We start from the raw sequence: 20,057 nt of genomic DNA, 5'->3' as shown, positions 1-20,057 counted from the left end.
GCTTCCTACGCGCTCGCCGGTTTGAGATCTATGACCACCGATGGCAGTCTTCCTATGACGCTCGCAGCCATACTCATGATCAAACGGCCTGAGATGTCGGTGATCTTTAGGTGTGACTACGCAGCCGCGTGCAAGCGTTCAATTAGCAACTGCGTAGTCGGTGCACGCTCGCCCGTTTGTTGCATCGAGCCCACAGTGTTTAGTTTCGCACCGCGCATGCGGCGTTCGGGTTAGGTTTGGGGTTCGGCTTTGCGAACACCGAGAGGAACTCCTCTAGTTGTGGCCCAGAAGCTTGATCTTCCGAGGCATTCTGGCTTTTCTTCGCAAGAAATAATCGCATTTGCTGATCCGCGAGCGCGGGCTGTCCAGTTCGTTTGTAGGCTGCCGAAAGCTTGTAGCGCGTCTCCCAAAGTCCGGGATCAAGACGAAGTGCCGTCGCAAATTCTTCGGCTGCACGGGTGTAATCACGGGCATCCAAATAGACGTTGCCGAGTTGAAGATGAGCCTTGGCAAAGAGGGGCTCTAGTCGAATCGCCCGCTTGAAGAGAGTTTCAGCATCGACGGAAGCTCTATTGGTGTCGGCTGAGTTCCTGTGCACAAGCATCAGCGCGTAGAAGTACGCAGCGTTGGCATCCTGCGGGTGGAGCTGATAGTAGCGGGCAAAAGTGGACTCGACAGCATCCGGATCTGTGCCCGATATGGTGAAACTCGCTGACAAGAACGGGTAGAGCCGTGAATCGTCAGGATGGAGGGTAGCGCAGCGCAGGAAGATGCGCGTCGCCTCGGCGCTCTGGCCCAACAGAAAGTCTGCCGTTCCCATGCCCAGAAGGAGCGTGATAGATCCCGGATAGCGCGCGGTCCCCGCATCGAAGACCTTCACGGCAGCAGCGGCAGACCCGGCCAGGATGAGCTCATATCCTGCACCGTAGAAATCTGCTTCGGTCGGTTCAAGAGCGGCAGCAGCTTGATATTCAAGAGAGGCTTGCTGAAAGGCGCCCACTCCCTCATCGGAACGAGCCAACAGGCGATGGATCTCCGCCTGATCCGCGCCTGATGCATTCGCCACAAGTAGATCGTGCGCCTTTGCAAACTGCCTCATTTGTAGCAGAGTTACTGCAAGAGATACGAGTGTCTCCGGATCGTGCTCGTCCAGTATCCGTGCACGCTGGAGCTCCGCGAGAGCCTTCTCCGACTGATGCTGGGCGAGGTAATACTGGCCGAGTCGCCGATGGACGGCGGTATTGTTAGGGCGATCTAAAACGGCCTTAAGTAACGTGGTCTCATGCGAACACGCAGCATCAATATCCTGGTCTGCGTCATTGCTTGGGCGGTTGAGATCGGCTGCGCCTTGAATGAGTTTGGAGGCCGCCGCTGCGCCCGCGGGCGCCGAGTACCCCCCGGGATCGATATAGCCACGAATCCCCGCGGCTTGCAGTTGCAGTGCCGGCGGCGGCTTTTTCGGGGAATCGCTCGCGCTGGTAAGGGTGAGGTCGCGATGCAGTGCAGGAGTCTCGGCCGACAGTACGACCGGTGTATTCAGAGCAATGGTGTCTCCAGGCTGATCGGTTGAGAGTCGATAGCTGCCCAGCGCAATATGATCGAAGTGGAACGCGCCGAGTTTATCAGTGGTGGTATGGATCGAAGAGGTGGCGGACCCGCTTTCGGAAAGTGTCAACGAAATGCCGGGCAGCATAGAACCACTCGAATCTCGTACGGAACCGGAGATGCTGCCGGATGTCTGCGCGCTTACCTCGTTGAGGCTCAACAGTAGAAGCACGGGAAGCACGCAGCGGCCCAAGGCCAATCGGCTCGGCAAAGTCACTGGGCCTCCTGCTTTTCGAGCAAGTTACGAACATCGGTGTTGTCAGGGTGCCGGATAAGAAACTCCTGCAACACTTCGTTTGCCTTCGTGGACTGTCCGCTGGCGCGGTAGGCAAGCGCCGAATTGATGTACGGCCTGTCGAAGTCCGGTGCAAGCCTGCGGCACTCCTCGAATTGATCCAGAGCTTCACGATTACGGCCAATGCGCATGAAGACGGCGCCGAGATTGTTGCGCGCCTCAGTGTTGTTCGGCTTGAGACGGATTGCCGTCTGCAGTTGCTCGATAGCGGGCGGCATGGAGTTTTGCGCGACGAGAGTCATGGCCAGTCCAAGATGCAGGCCGGAGTTTTGCGGGGCGAGAGCGATGAGCTCTTCCATCGCCTTTTGCGCCTCCGCAGGAAGGTTCTTGAACTGGTAGATTCGCAGCATGTTTTGTACAGCCAGTTCATAGTTAGGGTTCGCACGAGCCGCACTACGAAACTCTTCCAAGGCTTCATCGTACTTGCCCTCTTCGCCGGAGATCAGTCCCAGATTGTTCCACGCATCTGCGTCGGATGGGCTGAGCCGGAGCGTCTCTTTGAGGCACCTTCTAGCATCGTCGTATTGTTTGTTATTGAGGTAGATGGTGCCCAGATTAAACCAAGCGTTGGCGTAGCCAGGATCTATTTCAATGACACGTTTGAAGGCAGCTTGTGCCTCGTCCGTGTACCCATACTCAATGAAAGCGACGCCGAATGTGAAGTAGTCCCGTCGAATAGCATTGCCGTAGTAGGGCCCGGCAAAGGGCATGGCGCGGGCGAACCGTTGTTCTGGGGTCGTGGGTGCGGACGTCCAGTCGTGCACGATACTCTTTGTATCTACTAGATCGTGATAGATGCAGATGATGGATCCGGTCGCGTCCAGCAACAACGTTGTCGGTGGCTCGATGTCGCGACGCCGATCGAAGAGGTAGCGATACTGAATGTTCCATGCGGTAGATGTGCGGTCGTCGGACAGCAGGATAGGGAAGGAGATGCGCGCTGATTTGGCAAAGTCTTTGATTTCGGCCAAGTCAACAACGGCCTTCAAAGCAACAGCTCGAACGGAGATCCCGGAAGCGGCCAGGTCGGCCGCCCCGTGCTGCAACATTTCGAGCTGACGCCGGCTCTCCCCGCAATCAAGGCGGAAGAAGCTGATCAGGACTGGAGATCCACGCAGGGCGCTGAGTTGTTGATGCTGGCCGCTTAGGTCGGGAAGCGCCAGGCTGGGTCCAATGAGTGGCTCGATCAGCCATGTGCTCTTCGGCACGGAGGCAGAGACTTTGCTTTCCCCTGGTCCCTGGGCCGGAGCGATCCGACTTTCGAAGGGCCGCGAATGAAAGTCCGGCTTCCCTTCTTCAATTTCCACGCGATGGTTGGCAGGAAGATCTGTGAAGTGTTGAACCTTCCCGGTCGGCCATCGTACAGAGATGGAAATGGGACCGGTCGCCGATCCAAGTCCGAAAAACAACTCCTTGGTATGTTGCGAAGCAAAACCGGAACCTGCGGACAGAAACTTGCTCTGGCGGATCGCACCAGCCTCAATCGTGATGACTGTGCCGATGGCGTCACGGTTGCTGGTGTGTCCGGTGAGTCGAAAGGCAATGGAGTTTCCGATCTCCCCTAGATCGTTGCGCAGGATGCGAAGCTGCGGACCGGTTCGGTTCTTGAGGACAAATTCGAGACGTCCGTCATGATTGAAGTCACTGAGTGCGAAGGCGCGGCTATCATCGATCAAGTCCAGGCCAAGCGCGCCGCCCACTTCGGAAAAGGTGCGATCGCGGTTATTGAGGAAGAATACATTGCGCTGATATCCGGCCCAGCTATAGTCGGATCGGACCAATTCGTTGACGGCGTTCCACGCGAGTTCGTAGTCAGGCGAGCCCTCCGCGAGTACAGCGGAGCACTGCACAACCTGACGCCAAAAGAAGCCTTGGAGGTCATCGCGGTCCTCGCCTGAGACGAAACCGTTGGCTACGTAAAGATCAGGATAGCCGTCGTGGTCAAAGTCCCAAGTGTCACTTGACCAGGACCAACCGCCCATCAGGGTACCGCCCGCGGCTGATTTGTCCTCGAAGGTTCCGTCGCCCTTGTTGCGGTACAACGAGTTGCCGGCATTGTGCTTCTGGTAGATCTTGCGTATCGCAGGATCGACCTCGGGCAGAAAATGCTCGTCAGCAGTAATACGCTTGCCTTCGGCGAGCCACATGTTCGCGACATAGACATCCTGAAGACCGTCATTGTCATAGTCGAGCCAGCACGCGCTCATGCCCGGCCCGTAGTCTTCCACGCCTGCTTCGTGGGCGACATCGGTGAACGTTCCGTCCCCGTTATTGCGGTAAAGATTTTTTCTGCCGAAATCGTTCGCTACATAGAGATCGGGATGGCCGTTGTTGTTGCGGTCGCACCATGCAGCCGCGAAACTGAAGCGATTATTGTTACTGTCCATGCCGCTGGCTGCGGTCAAATCCTCAAACGTTCCGTCGCCTCGATTACGGAAGAGAAAATTGGGAGGCCCATTCTGAGCGTCATAGAATGGCGAAGGAAAAGAGTATTGACTCAGACCCTGATAGTAGCTGTAAACGCAGAAATAGACATCGAGCAGACCATCGCCGTTGTAGTCGGCCGCCGCGGCGCTAGTGAACGTCCCTTGCGGGGGACGGGCAAAGTGAAAAGCGTCTGGACGCGGCAAAAAACGGCCGTCCCCTTGATTGAGGAAGAGCAAGGGACCACTGCTGCGCACTACCAGCAGATCCTGCTTTCCGCGGTTGAGGAAGTCCACAAACAATGCCGATGCGGTTCCGTCGAGGATGCCGGTTCCGGAGTGCTCCGTAATATCTTCAAAGTTTGCGCTGCCGCGATTGCGATAAAGACGATTGGGCAATCCCGAAGGTTGGCAGACATAGAAGCTATCAAATCCGCTGCCGTCGATGTCGCCCACGGCGACGCCGTGGTTCCCGTACACATCAATTCCGCTGGCTCCGTCGATGACGCCCCGCCAAAGATCGATGCCGGGGTTCAGTTGTGCCATGCCCGCAGAATTCGGAACAATCCATTCCGAGGTAACGTCGGTGAAGCCTGGTCCGGTGAGCCGGCTGCGGAGTTCCGTATGGGCGACCCATTGTTCGACGGTCCACACATCCTCTTCACCCGGCACCTTCCGACTCCAAGACAGCACCCATGTGCCGACGCGCTGCTCGCGGGCGTCGTCGGTAGCCCGGCCGACAACGTTGTAACTTATCTCCGTCTCCACCTTGAGGGGGGAGTCGCTGAGAATACGTATTCCGAAGATCTCGAACTCGGCTACGTCGATCGAGGCGAAAGGGGCAAGCCACGATGCCCAACCTTGTAAGAAAGCGTTAGCGGCTACTAGTTCGTCCGAAAACGTACAGCGTTCGACACGAAGAACTCCTGTGGTTCGCAGCGGAGACGTGCTTAAGGGCTTGAGGAAGCTGCCGATAATCTTTGGGGAAGCGTTTTCACGGATCGCGTCTCCTCGGAGAGGGGCGTTGCAGAGAAACTGGCTCCAACGCTTTAGCGTTTTGTTGATCGTGGCTACGTAGACTTCGGAGGGGAACACGTCGCTTGCGGGATTCAGTTTCTGAATAAAACGCTCCAGCAAGGGAGGATACGACACGCGTGAGCCGACCAGGCACTTTGGCGGCATCAGCGGAGAGGGTTGTGACTCAGAGGAATAGCGTGGAGCCTGGGCCGCTGCAAGGAGACCCCCGCGAGTGCTGAGCGCTTGTAGAGTGGCGCAGGCTGAGCCAGTACGTAGCAAGGTCCTGCGAGAGATGCGGTGTGGCGACACCGGCACGGGCTCAAGGTTCGGTCGGGGGAGAACTCTGTTGTCGTCTGGCCAATCCATGTGCGGTTCGCTCGAGAGAAATTGAGGGCTTGCTTACAATCGAAAGAACTGGCGAAAACCAGTTAGTGTCACAGGCATACATCGTGACATTCCTTCAGGACTGAAGCTTCCCGAGTGTGAGGTCATCCAGGGGGACGAGTTGCTGTGAGACTTCCGTCTTCCAGGCTCACCTCTCATTCGATTAACGAACGAAGCACGTCGGCCTGCCCCTTTCCGAAGTCAAATCTCCCACTGAACATCCAGCGTCTCACAGATAAGCAAACCAACGGTAGCGTAACGACCAAGGAAAGACTTGCGCATCCTGTAGCGGGCCTAAGACGGAAGCCCGCATCAGAACAGGATCTTGGCAGCGACCTGAGCCACTCTGTTTGATCCCGGCCCCGACGTGGGTACCGTGCTGGTGATCGTATTGAAGCTTCCCTGTCCGAACGCAGCGAGCGGTAACCCAACGTTAGGCTGGCCCAGATTGGGATGGTTGAACAAGTCGAACGCTTCAAGGCGAAGTTCCAACTTGAGACGCTCATGGAGTGTGAGGTCCCGGAAGAGGGAAAGATCATCGCTTACGTAGCCGGGACCACGCAGAGAGTTGATGCCTGCGGTACCATATGTACCGTTTGCGGGGAACGCGAAGGCGGACGCATTGAACCAGTTACCCAATTGATGAGGAGCTCCACTGTTCGGGTTTCCTACGAAGTTGATTCGTTGTTGGCCACCTCCGACGTTAGCTGTATCTGTATTGACTCCATTGGTGGGATTGATGACCTGTCCACTACGTGCTGCGATGATGGTGTTGAGTTGGAAGCCCCCAAAGATGGCACTCCCTACTCCACTCGTCAGGAACGGTTGTCCCTTGCCGAAGGGTAGCTTATAGCTTGCGTTCAGAGAGAAGATGACGGGAATATCCAAGTCGGTTGGACCATAGTCTGCCTTCAAGTTATTTGGGTTTTGAACACAGGATTGGTAGAAGTCGCCGAGGCATGCCGCGAGACCGAAGGTTCGCGCGAGCGTAAAAGATGAGTTGAGCACCAACGATTGCGTCAGATTGACCCGGTAGGAGGCTTGGAACGACTGGTAATTGAGGTTTCCAATGCTCGCCTCATCCGTTCCAGGCGATCCGAGAGTCTGATCCGGGTAGTTGTGGACGGGATTGGTTGACGGAAGAGCGACGTTGTATGGATTCGCAAGGGTCTGATGCTCTGAGTGGGAACCAACGTAGCCCAGCGTTACAACACCAGCCTTGCCGAAGTCCTGCTCGACCACAAAGTTCCACTGTACCGACGAGGCAGGTTGCCACTTGGCGTCCTGGAAGCCCAAACCACCCGCTGGGAGCGGAGCAGCCGGCAGAACTCCGGGCCCGGAGAAGGGATTTTCACCTGATACCGGAGTGCCGTTCGACTTGATCGAGATGCCCGAGAAATTCAAATTCTGCGTACTGGCGATCTGTGTGTATCCCGAAGGCCAACCACCACGAGACTGTTGCGCCACCTGGAGTGGCAGGCCAAAGAGGTCGAAATCACGACCTGCACCAGCCCGGACAATGGTATGTGGCAAAATCTTATAAGCAATCCCTAAACGCGGCTGGAAGTACGTGTAGTTGGGTTTGGTGACGGTGTTGCCCGGACCCACCACAACATAGGAAGGGAGAGGCGTAGTAGGTATATCCACATTGCCCTTAGCGATGAAGTATTGGTGCGTATAGATGTTATACGCAGAGATCCGATTGTTGGTATCTGTGATCGGTTGGCTGTAGTCCCAGCGTAGGCCATAGTTGATTGTCAACTTCTTGCCCACCGCCCATGTGTCTTCCGCGAAGAAGCCTATAATGTGCTGACGAAGATTGACACCGGAGTTTCCAAGGTCATTAGTGCCGCTGATCGGTAAGCTTAGCAGCAGTGCCGCGACAGGATCGCCGCCGCCCCCAAGGTTCCCGGCATTCGGATTATAGGTTGGGCATTGCGCGGCAGCTGTTGGATTAGTCCCTGCATATTGGCAAGCCGCATTCCAGGTAGCCTTGTTAGAGAACGTGACACCGTTCCCGGAGTAGTTCGTATAAAGAGCGGTCCTGTAGAACGATCCGCCAAACTTTAGCGAGTGACTGCCTAATTGTTTCGAAAGCGAACCCGTAACCTGGATGATGTCGGAGGGACCTATAGGACCAAAGCCGGAGCTTGTGCCGGTGTAGCTAGCGCCATTTAGGCTGATGCTCGGGATAATCTGCGCCGTGATTGCGCCCGGTGTTTCATTCCATCCGGCTCCAAGTCCAGCGGCGGTAAACACAGCCGGTTGGCTGTAGGGAGTCACCTGGGCTTGGGGAATGTTTAGGCTGTTGTAGGCAAAGACGATCTCGCTGATCGTGGTCGGCGTGTAGGTATGCACCCAGCTTCCACCGGTGTTCCTACCGTTGAAGCCGGTCTCAAATTGAGAGTTCAGGGTTCCCGGGTTGGCGATCGTCGCAGCATTCTGGCTGTACCGTCCGCTGAAGATGTCTTTTTGTCCAAGAGTATAGTCAAGGCGGATATTGCCTTGATCGCCAACCACTGTATTCCCGATGTTGTTCGTGTAGTTGTTCGCATTCGTTGCAGTCGGCGTAAGGTTCGGCAACGGATACGTGGCCTGCAGGTAGGCCAGCATCTGTGGATCGATACTACCTTGGGGAATGGTATTGTTCGCGAAAGGCGTTTCCGTAAACGTGGTCGGATTGAATGTGGATGGATCGTAGATGGTAGCCGTACCGCCGCCTGGTAACGTGCCCTGGAAGTTCCCGGCACGCTCCGCTACGGAAGGCACCGTGTAAAAGTTTTGCCCTGCGATGCTTTGGCGTCCACCTTCGTAGTTTGCGAAGAAGAAAAACTTGTTCTTGAGGATGGGACCTCCGAACGACCCACCAAATTGGTTCAGATGGTAGGGTTGTTTGACGAGCGCGAACTTGTTTTGTGTGTTCAGCGCGGTGTTACGCAGAAACTCGAAGGCCGATCCATGAAACGTGTTGCCACCTGGCCGCGTCACGATGCTAGTGATTGCGCCGGTAGACAGCCCATACTCTGCTTGGTCGGTATGAGACTGCTGCTTGAACTCCTGGATATCGTCAATCGACGGGCTGAACGAAAAGCCGCCAAAGAAGGGGTCAGAGTCGATGATCCCATCCACGAAGAATGTGTTACTGCGATTGGATTGGCCGTTAACGCTGGGGCTGATCGCGCCGGCGCCGAAGCCGGGCGCCTTACCAGCGTTCTGCGAGTTATCGATGGGGACAACACCAGGCGAGAGAGCCAGGAGTTGTGAGAACTGCCGCCCGTTCAAAGGAAGGTCTTGAACCTCCTTCTCCGAAATCACATTGCCCAGCGTGGTCTCTGTGTCCACGAGCGAATTCGTCGTAGTCTCGACGGTGACGGTCTCCGATGCATTTCCTATCGCCAGTGATAGGTCAAGGCTTGCTACCTGGCCGACCTCCAGCACCAAGTTCTGCTGCCGTACTGCGCTAAAGCCCTTCGATGCCGCGACGACGACATACTTGCCTGGCTGGAGGGAGGGAATGGTGTATTGACCATCGCGGTCGGTCTGGCTGACTCGCTCGGCGCCGCTATCGGTATTGGTCACGGTAATGGTAACTCCCGGGATCGCCGCGCCCGTTGGATCAGTGACAAAACCGTGCAGGGTCGCTGAGTTTACCTGTGCGGACAGGCTACCTGCGACGAGCAACACCGTGACAAGAGCTAGCCATTTCATCGCAAGGCCGATGTTGCTTCCTGATATGCCACTTGATCCGCTTGAAGTACACATCGAACTCACGCGCGCCAGACCTTTGCATTTTGACTGAGTCATCTACAGGCTCTCCCGAAATTTACTTCAATAAGTTCAACAACTGCTTGCAAACTCTCACCGAATGTTGGTTCGGGCTAAACGTATTCAGTTACCGCCAACCAGCGCCGACACCGATTAGCTCCGAATGCTGTGTACAGCGTTACAGTTACTGTTTACTTTATGGCATATACGAAGGCAATAAGACCCTATGTGAGACCAGGCAAACTTGTCAACAAGATATTTCGCGGCTGTGTTGTAGACAGAACCCGCAGGGCCTTTTTTCTGCTTTTACGGCTGAATTTCGCAAAAAGCAGATCCGCACGCCAACTTTATGGACGGCTTGAACTTCGATGAGCTTGTTCCAGACCCGCCCGCGCCGCCGCTAGATCCGGCTTGAGCTTAAGCGCCTCGTTGAACTGCCAGGCAGCCTCAGTAGCGCGACCGGTCTTGAGAAGCGCGTTACCCAAGCCCAAATGACCGCTCACATTCTCTTCACCTGCCACCAGCAGCACCTTGCGATATTCCTCAACGACGCGGTTCCAACGCGACTGGGACGCATAGGCCTCTGCGAGCTCGATCCTTGCGTCCAGCGCGTTCGGCTTGAGTTGGAGGGAGCGCAGTAGTTCCCCGATCGCACCTAGCAGATCACCCCGTCCCTTCAGTTCCTTCGCGAAGGCGAAGCGAGCCGCAAACGTGTCGGACATTGCGCCGAACCGCGGCGGCCCCGATAGAGCGCGGGGGGCCTGAGGGTCTGCGGCGCGAAGCTGATTCAACTCCGCTACGAACGTCGGGTTTGCGGACGAGAGCTGTACAGCCCAAGATACGCTCTCTATACCCCTGCGTGTATCGCCGAGTTTGACCAGCACCCGCCCCAGGTCAAACCAGATCTTCGCCTGCCAGGGTAGCAAGGAAGCCGCGTTGATCAGCTGCTCCTTCGCCGCTGCAAAATCTCCGGAGTCAGCAAGGATGAGCCCTAGGTTGTACTTCGCGATTCCGTAATTCGGCTTGAGCAGAATCGCATTCTGGAGGTTGACGATCGCTTCAGGAAGATTTCCGTTGGCGGCAAGTTGCAGCGCTCCATTGCTCAACCGGATTGCGTGAATGCCATCAGGTTTAAGCTGTTGCTGCTCGACTGCCAGGTCGAACTCGGCCGCTGCCTCGCCGGCCTTCTTGTCCGCCTTCAATACACGTGCAAGCCCATAGTTTGCGTCTTGCAGGTCGGGATTGAGTCGCAGAGCGCCGCGAAACTCCTGCTCGGCCTCTTGCAAGCGGCCCAGACTGAGGAGCAGTTGACCGAGCGATGCTTCTGTCTCGGGCGCGTCGGGTTTGGCGGCGAGCGCGGCACGATACTCTGTGACCGCCTCATCCTGCCCATCCGGCTGGACTTCCAGCGTCAATGCCAGATTAAGGTGCGCAGAAGCCTGTGTTGGGTGCATTTGAATCGCGTGTCGCAGGATAGCGATCGCTGCCGCTCGGTCGCCTAAATGCATCATGCCCAGCCCAAGAAGACTGTTGGCCTCTGGATAGTCCGGATCCAACGCCAGCGCAGACCGAAACTCAGCGACTGCGCCCCCCCAGTCCTCCTTTCCATCTGGCTCGGCTACCAGCGTTTGTCCGAGCCGGCAGTGGGCTTTGGCAGACTTCGGATCCAGCACGAGTACATGGCGGAACGCTGTCTCGGCGCTTCGGTAGTCCGCCATCTGTCCGTAGAGCAAACCAAGCTGATACCAAGGTTCAGGCTGATTCGGGTTGATCGCGATCACGGCCTCAATCTTCGCCTTCGAGGACGAGTATCGGCCGTGGCCCGCGTCGTCAATCGCATGCTCCAGAAGATCGTTCTGGGCACCTTGTGCGCACAACGGGGATCTGGCATACAGAAGCAGTGCAAGATAAAGGAGACGTCTCACCAGGGGCTTTCGCATGGAACGTGTTGAATCGAGAGATTCAGTCTTGCGGGCTCTTTTTCACGGGCCGTTGTCGGTAGAGCTTCTTGGCTTTAAGAAGAAGCGGTTGAGGGAAGGATAGATGCGGAGATGTCTGTACCCGTGCCCGACTTCCGAGCAGGCCTTTACTATACCGTTTCATTGTGTGCGCGTTTTTGTGAGATTCAAGTTGCTTCACGGTCCCGAAGTCTTCGGAAAGATGCCGGTCTGGGCGATCTCCTCTTTGCAGAAGATATTACAGGCTCGTGCAAAGCGAGCGAAGATCACCAAACAGATCGTCTGGCATACCTTCCGGCACACCTACAGTTCGTTGTTGTCGGAGTGTGGCAATGACGTGAAAGTGTGGCAATGACGTGAAGGTGCGCAAGAACTGATGCGGCACGCCAACCTCTCGTCGACGATGGAGATCTACACCCATCGTCAGATAGAAAACAAACGTGAGGCGGTGTAGAAGCAGAGTTGTGGATGCGTTATTCTCGCGCGAACGGAGAAAGGCGGTGCAATGAAAATGGCAGAAAAACGGAGTTTTGTGCCATTTTGTGCCCTCCCCAAGAGGGATCAGGATTCGACCCTGCGACTTCCACCGTGTAAAACCATAGGGTCAATAGGATTGATACATACAGAGGAACTTTGGGAGCGGCAAGACAGCTATCAAAGTCTTAGAGTTCAGAGCCCCAAACAGCGTGAACTCACGCCATTCGTCTCCGCGACCTCGTCATCACAACGCTATTTACTTTAACGATAAAGTAATCGATTATTAAGTGTACTTTAAAGAAGCCTTGCCGGGACGCTCGGGACCGGACGAACTGAGACAGAAAACGGACACCACGAATGCACGTAATTTCCGCAGGATCGAAGCGCACATTGAAATTATTCTCTTTCCGCGTCAGGTTTTTAAGCCTCATTCTCTTCCTCCTTTTCTTGCCGTTCCTGACAAGAGCTTTTGCGCAAAGTTCGGTCCAAATAGTGCAGTCCGGCCGAGAGCGCTTATCGCTTGATCGCGGCTGGCTCTTCCATGAGGGAGACATTCCCTTTCCGATCGTCACCGGACACCAGCCCTCCTACGACAATGCGAAGGCGGGGAGTTCCTCCGGCGCGGCATCAGCGGACTACGATGACTCCTCATGGAAACTGGTGAACCTACCGCACGATTGGGCTGTTGAACAGCCGTTCGACAGGAACGCCAACCTAGCCCAAGGCTATCGCCAGCGTGGCGTCGGTTGGTATCGCAGATACTTTCGGCTGGATCCGGTGGACCACGGAAAACACCTGGAGATCCAGCTTGATGGCATCGCGACCCACTCGACGATCTGGGTCAACGGGGTACTCTCGGCGCGAAATTGGTCGGGGTACAACTCCATTTACATTGACATGACACCGTTTGCGAGGTTCGGCAAGGAGCTCAACGTGATCAGCGTGCAGGTGGACGCGAACGCTATGGAGGGCTGGTGGTATGAAGGCGCCGGGATGTATCGGCATACCTGGCTAGTTAAACGAAACCCCGTGCATATTGCGACCGACGGGGTCTTCGCGGCCCCGGTCAAGAGCGCGGACGGAACCTGGTCGATTCCGATCGAAACCACCTTGTACAGCACGGAACAGAACCTATCGACTGTACAGGTCGAGTCGACGCTAATCGATCCTGAAGGCAAACCAGTGGTGAGCGGTCATACGGAGACAACCGTCCAATCTCTAAGAGAATCGATTGCGAAGTTCGCGCTCACGGTGAATTCCCCCAGACTTTGGTCGGTCGACCAACCTACCTTGTACACCGTGCGCACGGTGGTCAAACGGGACGGCGTGGTTCTCGATGAACTCACGATTCACAACGGCTTCCGCACCATCCGTTTCGATCCCGACAAAGGCTTCTTCCTGAACGACAGGCCTATGAAGCTGATGGGCACCGCGAACCACCAGGATCATGCGGGTGTTGGAGTTGCGGTACCCGATTCGCTGTGGGATTTCCGCGTACGCCGCTTGAAAGAGATGGGTTCCAACGCCTATCGAGCCGCGCACAACGCGCCTGCCGCGGAGTTCCTCGATGCAACAGATCGTCTCGGGCTGATGGTAATGGACGAGAATCGGAACTTCGGCTCCAGCCCTGAGCACCTCAGGCAGCTGGACTGGATGATTCGCCGCGACCGCAATCACCCCAGCATCATTATGTGGTCCGTCTTCAATGAGGAGCCCTCGCAGGGCACAGAGATGGGCTACCAACTCGTGCGCAGAATGAGTGCATCTGTCAAGGAACTGGACACGACGCGCCCGGTCACTGCGGCACAGAGCAACTCGGATCTGAACCCGGTCAATGCATCCCAGGCGGCGGATGTCGCCGGCTTCAACTACGTCTATCGGGACTTCGATGAGTACCACAGGATCAACCCGACTAAACCGATGTTCAGTTCCGAAGACACGTCGACTGTTATCACTCGCGATCAGTACACCACGGATCGAAAAGCAATGCTGCTGGATTCATATGACGATCAGGTACTACCCTGGGGTCTTTCGCATCGAGACGCATGGAAGCAGGTCAACGAACGGCCCTTTATCTTCGGCACGATGGTGTGGACTGGTTTCGATTACCGCGGCGAACCGCAGCCACTCTCCTGGCCAGCCGCCGGCTCCTCTTTCGGGATCATGGACCTCTGTGGCTTTCCAAAGTCTGCGTACTGGATTCACCAGGCTCAGTGGATCACCGACCGCCCTGTGCTCCATATAATTCCGCATTGGAACTGGGCGGGCAGCGAAGGCAAGCCCATCAAGGTCATGGTGACGACGAACGCCCAAACTATCGCGCTGTTCCTGAACGGCAAGCCGGTTGCCGAGAAGCCTGTCGATAAATATGAAATGGTGACCTTTGAGGTGCCGTACAGCGCCGGGACATTGGAAGCGCGAGCGAGCAACGGCGGCAAGGAGGTCGCTCGCTTCGACGTTGAGACAACTGGTGCTCCCGCGGCCATTCGATTGACTCCGGACCGCCAAAGCCTGGCCGGTGACGGCTACGATGCACAGCCCATTACGGTGGAGGTTGTCGATGCAAAAGGACTTGTGGTACCCACAGCAGATGTCCCGGTCACTTTCACGCTTAGCGGTCCTGCCGCCATCATCGGGCTGAACAATGGCGACCCTACCAACCACGAACCGGAGAAGGGCACCCAACACAGCACCTACCATGGCCTGGCTCAAATCATTGTGCAGAGCGAACTGGCCGGCAAGGGTAAGCTGACGCTCCATGCTACAAGCCCTGGCCTGAACGCCGGCGACGCCTCCGTCAACGTGATAGCGACCGCGGCGCCTCCGGCCGTGGCAGAGATCTCGAGCCAAGCCCTGGTACTGATGAACTTGAAGCGATCGCCAGCATCAGCGAATAGTCCAGACCCAAACCAGCAGCTAGTAATCAGCGACATGAACAGCTGGACGCCAGCTCATCCCGACGCCTTGCCTCCGTTTCGCGATGGTGTGTTTGCGATTTACCGGACAAACTTTATGCCACGGAGAGCGGACCGTCCTTGATGCTCAGAACAAGGCCGCTAAAGATCTCCTGGTTCTCGTGCATTTTGTCTCTCGCCGTGCGCGGGTTACCGTCGTGATCTGCCGCGTCGTGTATGGTGATCTCTACCAGAAGACCACCGAGAGTCCTCTCTTCGAAATGGCGGAGTCTATGCGCGATTCCACCTCACATAGAGTGCCGGTCTAAGAGATGCTTTCGATAGTTGCACGCCGAATGGAATGAGTCTGTTTGCAGTGGTCGAGTTGGGCTTTGATTTCTCTTGTAAGGCTATAATTTGGCCGCAGTAACGAAGTTGAGAATGAAAGCACAAGGTGAATGAAGGGGTTACTTCCACGAGCTGAAGGCATGGTCCAAAAATATTTCCTGTAAAGTAAAGGTAATTAGATACATCTAACCCTATGACAATGCGCATGAAAGATATCGCGAAAGAACTTGGGGTCTCAGTCGTGACCATTTCAAAAGTTCTCCGCGACCACCCAGATATTAGCGACGAAACCCGCGAGAGAGTACTCAGTTACGTTAAGAAAGTTGACTATCAGCCGAACGTCCTGGCACGCAGCCTGGTAACCGGTCGAAGTTACCTCGTGGGACTGATTGTGCCCGATCTACTGCATCCTTTCTTTGCGGAAATAGCAAAATCACTCTCACAAGTGATCGGAGGGAAGGGCTATTCCTTAATCATCGCGTCGTCAGAAGAAGATCCTGAATTGGAAGCACGGGAGATTCGTCAACTGCAAGCACGCCATCTGGACGCTCTCGTAATCGCATCTTGCGCGCTGAACAATACTTCTATCGACAAGCTTGCACTCCATAACGATCCGTACGTGTTGATCGATCGCAATTTTTCGAAGGTCAAATCCAATTTTGTTGGAACCGACGATGAGGCTGCAGGCCGGATCGCGACAGAGCACTTGATTCAGATGGGCTGCCGGCGCATCGCGCATATAAGCGGACGAAATAACAGCACCGGTTATGGCCGATTACAAGGATATCAAGCGGCACTGCAGTCTCATGGGCTTCGCTATCGCAAAGAGTACGTCGTCAGCCGTCCCCATGTCGACGCCGACAGTATCGATCAAGGAAAGCAAGCCATGCAAATACTGTTGGGGCGTGAAATTCGCCCCGATGGTGTTTTTTGTTACAACGACCCTCTCGCGATAGGCGCGATGGAAAAGATTTTCGAAGAAGGGCTAAGTGTGCCCGACGACATAGCGGTTATTGGATGTGGCAACTTGCACTATGACTCCTCCCTGCGAATACCGCTCTCGAGCATCGATCAACAAAGCCATGCCATCGGTCGGCGGGCGGGAGAGGTTCTTCTCGAAATTATCGAATCAAAAGTGCCAAAGCCGCCTCAAAAGGTCGTTCTTGAACCGACTTTGATTGCTCGATTGTCTACCATGCGAAATTCCGCAGCTCACTCAGATGGCCCGAAAGTCAAGACGAAGAAGTAGACCTACCAAAAAGGTCGCGTTGCATACCACGCTGAGCTAAAGTGGAACTCTCAGAGGTGCGTAGTGGATCACAGTAGTTGGAGGCCGCTTGGCCATGATGTCTCTCTGTTTTAACCAATAGGCCCTGCAGCGCGGGCTCCTTAAGCCTTGGCACGAAGAGTCAACGCTGCCTCTGGGGAACCATTCATCAGTTAGAAGTCCTAGTTCGTGCTGGGTGAATAGTCTTCCCTTTGCAAACCAGCCTGCCCGCCGTGTTCCGCACAGGCGACATACGTCATAACTACATCAAACGACTATCGAGAGGCGTGGGCGAAGGCAGCATGGCCATCGCCTTCATCCATCAATATCTGGCCCGGCAGGGTTGCGACCGAGGTAATTGAGGGGAGGGTCTGTCCGATCTAGCGTCGAAGACGGCGAGATCCGCGATTCATCCGATCAACCCACCTCTGCCGTCAAACCAAGCAAAGAGGTTCGCTGAACCGAGACGCCGGGCCGCTCATAAATCGCCGTGCTTGCCAGATGATCTCTGTTTTGACTATCGTTAGCGGTAACGTTATTGGCAAATCGCCATCGGGAGCACCTAATGAGCTCAACAACGCAAATCTCCGATCTTCAAAAAAAACCGTTATCGCCCGATATGGACGAATGGGAGGAGTTCCTTGAAGGACGATATAAGGAAGGTAAGTCGGAGAAGGAGTTCCGCCAATATGACGCAGAAGCCGACCCCGGTGTCGCCGAATTCTACCGCCTAAACCACACTTACCAAACTCACGCTTACGCGTTGGATAAGGAACATCAGTACTTCAGGCTTACGCGTGGCGAAAAGAGCATTTGGGAAGCAGCCGAATTCCTAAACACTTTGGTCGATGACAGCGACCCCGACACCGATTTGACGCAACTCGAACATTTGCTCCAAACCTCCGAGGCGATTCGGAAAGACGGCCATCCGCGTTGGATGGTGGCGACGGGATTTGTACATGATCTCGGCAAATGCCTTTGCCTGTACGCCGAACCGCAGTGGGGGGTGGTGGGGGATACCTTTCCAACAGGCTGTGCTTATTCTGACGCAGTCGTTTTTCCAGAGTATTTCCACGCCAACCCCGACTCTCAGAACCCGCAGTACCAGACAAAATTGGGCATCTACGAAGAAAACTGTGGCTTGGACAAAGTGACGATGTCCTTCGGACACGATGGCTACATTTATCAGGTCATGAAAAATTACCTTCCGTTGGAGAGCCTGTACATGCTGCGCTATCACTCGTTCTACGCTTGGCATCGGCACGGCGCCTACGACTATCTCTGCAACGATCAAGACCGCGCGATGTTGCCATGGGTCCTGAAGTTCAATCCATATGATCTCTATTCCAAGGGACATATCAAGCCGGACTTCAATCAACTCAAGCCTTACTACGATGACCTATTTGCAGAGTTCTTCCCAGATAAAATTGCTTGGTAAACTGCGTTCTAAGGCGAGAAACCCGGCGATGGTCTCCACGTCAACGGCAAGCTTACCTTTGGCGAAACATTACCGTCAACGGAGTTCTATCTCTCGCTTGCCTCGCCTATGTCAATGACGCCAAGAACTGTCCCTCGGTATTTCCGCGTCTCCACATTGCCTTCGCTCGAAGCTATTGTGAAATGCCTGCCCAGAACAGGTCCGCACTTTAGTTCATCCGGATTGCAGGGTCAGAGTAAAGGACCGGGCTCGCAATTCGCTTTAAATTGAAGTGAGGATGATGCGAGCGATCTAGAGAATGCTGGCATTGGACCGACGTACTTTTATCATCCGCAGTACTGTCCGACAAAGCCGCCCCTAAACGATAGACGGCTCTCGGTTCAACAAAAAACCCATTCGTCTATCTTCAAAGATGGACTTTATTAGTGCTTTGCATCTTCGAAGCCGATTCGATAAACATAGGCATATTCACCGGGAGCTTCTGCAGGCACTTTGATATGCAATCCGTCTGTCCGTTGAGTGAAGGTCAATTCCGCGGGCGCACCAAGCAAGCTGACTGAGTTGACCTTTCGGGCACCCACGACGTCGCTGCTCAAGGTATGAATGACCGCTTCGCCTTCTTTTGGCCACGCCATCTCGATGGCGTACAAGGTCTCACCATTTGTTGTGAAACGAAAGTCCTGCGCTGTATAAGGTTTGGTTTGCGTATCGTGAAAAGACCCCGCTTCTACTTTGGTGGGCCCTTCGCCAAAGCTTGTCCAGGGCCGCGTTCCATAGATCGCATTACCATTTACCTTCAACCATGCGCCGACATCCAGTAATACCTGCTGGACTGGCTGCGGTATCGTTCCGTCGGAACGGGGGCCAATGTTCAGCAGTAGATTACCGTTTTTGCTGACGACGTCGGCAAGCTGCTGCACTATAAATTCAGGCGTCTTGAAGGTATCATTCTCGATGTAACCCCACGATTTGTTGCTCACTGAGGTATCGGTCTGCCATGTCTCCGGCAGAATGGAAGACAGCTGCCCGCGCTCAATATCCAGCACAGCAGAGGTCTTCTGCATATCGACGAGCTTTGAGTTGATGATGCCAACCGGCCCGCGTTTCGAAGATTCATTGTAGTAATACGCCGCAAACTCGGCCACGTATGGCCGCACGGAAGGCTGACCAATCCACCAGTCAAAGAAGATCAAGTCCGGGTGGTACTTCTGCACAATCTCTGCGTTTCGTGCGACCCAGTCTTTCGCATACGCTGGGGATACATAGGTCCAGTCCTCTGCGAGTGCGGCGCCATCGTCACCCAGCCTGGGATGAGCAGGTCCGTAAAACGCAGCGTACTTCGGATCGTTCACATCAGAGTCCTGCTTGCGGCCACCTTCGAGGAACCAGTCATGCTCAATACGATGAGAGGACGCACCAAGATGAAGTCCTTCGGCTCGAACCGCCATCGCAATTTCCCCAGCGAGGTCCCTGTGCGGGCCCATCTTCTTTGCCGTCCAGTCTGAGAGATCGCTGTCATACATTGCGAATCCATCGTGATGCTCAAATACAGGAACGACGTATCGTGCTCCAGAATCCTTGAAGAGCTTGGCCCAGGCCTGCGGATCGAAGTGCTCGGCCTTAAACATAGGAATGAAGTCCTTGTAACCGAACTGGGTCAGCAGCCCATAAGTAGCCACATGGTGTCTATTGATGGAAGACCCTTCCAGATACATCTCGCGCGGATACCACTCACTTCCATACGCTGGTACGGAGTACAGACCCCAATGGATGAAGATGCCAAACTTTGCGTCCCGATACCAGTCCGGTGCCTGATAGTTCGCTAGCGACTGCCAGTCCGGCTGAAAGGGTCCTTCCTTCGACTCCCGCTCCACCGTGGTCAGCAAGGCATCACGCTGCTTGTCGTACTTCGCGACGGCCTTCTGCCAGGTCTCATCGATCTGTGCTGCGCCCTGCTTGGCAGTGCTCAGGTATTGCGGGGCCACCTGTCCTGGCAGAGACGAAGAAAAGAGCAAGGCCATTAGGATGCTTAGTGCAGCGCGGTGCAATTTGAATTCCCTGCTGCATGATTCGTCCGATCGTGCTCTTCGTGCAGTAAGCATTACTCGCCTTTCTCATGCAGATTATTTTTTTTCGATGATGGCATTGATATCCAAAGTTTAAATAATTAAAAAGGGTTGCGCACG

General features: G+C 55.1%; 8 protein-coding genes. 3 read left to right on the top strand and 5 right to left on the bottom strand.

Translation table 11 applies throughout. The features are described from left to right. Nucleotides 1-199: 199 nt before the first annotated feature. The 4 genes from HDF14_RS07445 to HDF14_RS07430 all read right to left on the bottom strand — a co-directional run bounded on the left by HDF14_RS07445 (nt 200) and on the right by HDF14_RS07430 (nt 11,366). Nucleotides 200-1,816, bottom strand: a complete 1,617-nt coding sequence (locus HDF14_RS07445) for a tetratricopeptide repeat protein (RefSeq protein ID WP_183975079.1) — start codon at nt 1,814-1,816, stop codon at nt 200-202. A gap of 2 nt (nt 1,817-1,818) precedes the next feature. Beyond that, nucleotides 1,819-5,706, bottom strand: a complete 3,888-nt coding sequence (locus HDF14_RS07440) for an FG-GAP-like repeat-containing protein (protein WP_183975077.1) — start codon at nt 5,704-5,706, stop codon at nt 1,819-1,821. Nucleotides 5,707-6,036: 330 nt separating this feature from the next. Beyond that, nucleotides 6,037-9,528, bottom strand: a complete 3,492-nt coding sequence (locus HDF14_RS07435; protein ID WP_183975075.1) for a TonB-dependent receptor — start codon at nt 9,526-9,528, stop codon at nt 6,037-6,039. Between the two features lie 308 nt (nt 9,529-9,836). Then, the gene (locus HDF14_RS07430; RefSeq protein WP_183975073.1) at nt 9,837-11,366 is read right to left on the bottom strand and encodes a tetratricopeptide repeat protein; all 1,530 of its coding nucleotides are present in this window, start codon (nt 11,364-11,366) and stop codon (nt 9,837-9,839) included. Between the two features lie 1,050 nt (nt 11,367-12,416). Between HDF14_RS07430 and galA the strand changes: the two genes are divergently transcribed. The 3 genes from galA to HDF14_RS07415 all read left to right on the top strand — a co-directional run bounded on the left by galA (nt 12,417) and on the right by HDF14_RS07415 (nt 17,871). Further along, complete coding sequence (galA, locus tag HDF14_RS07425; protein ID WP_183975071.1) at nt 12,417-14,963, top strand: beta-galactosidase GalA; 2,547 nt, start codon at nt 12,417-12,419, stop codon at nt 14,961-14,963. A gap of 408 nt (nt 14,964-15,371) precedes the next feature. Beyond that, the gene (locus HDF14_RS07420) at nt 15,372-16,415 is read left to right on the top strand and encodes a LacI family DNA-binding transcriptional regulator (RefSeq protein ID WP_260698097.1); all 1,044 of its coding nucleotides are present in this window, start codon (nt 15,372-15,374) and stop codon (nt 16,413-16,415) included. 583 nt (nt 16,416-16,998) lie between these two features. After that, complete coding sequence (locus HDF14_RS07415; protein WP_183975067.1) at nt 16,999-17,871, top strand: inositol oxygenase family protein; 873 nt, start codon at nt 16,999-17,001, stop codon at nt 17,869-17,871. Nucleotides 17,872-18,293: 422 nt separating this feature from the next. Here the strand turns inward: HDF14_RS07415 and HDF14_RS07410 are convergent, their stop codons facing one another. Continuing rightward, the gene (locus tag HDF14_RS07410; protein WP_221304592.1) at nt 18,294-19,892 is read right to left on the bottom strand and encodes an alpha-L-fucosidase; all 1,599 of its coding nucleotides are present in this window, start codon (nt 19,890-19,892) and stop codon (nt 18,294-18,296) included. Between the last annotated feature and the right edge of the window lie 165 nt (nt 19,893-20,057).

Source organism: Tunturiibacter gelidiferens, from assembly GCF_014201335.1.
Classification (GTDB): Bacteria; Acidobacteriota; Terriglobia; order Terriglobales; family Acidobacteriaceae; genus Edaphobacter; species Edaphobacter lichenicola_E.
This window is presented reverse-complemented; position numbering and strand designations above follow the sequence as displayed.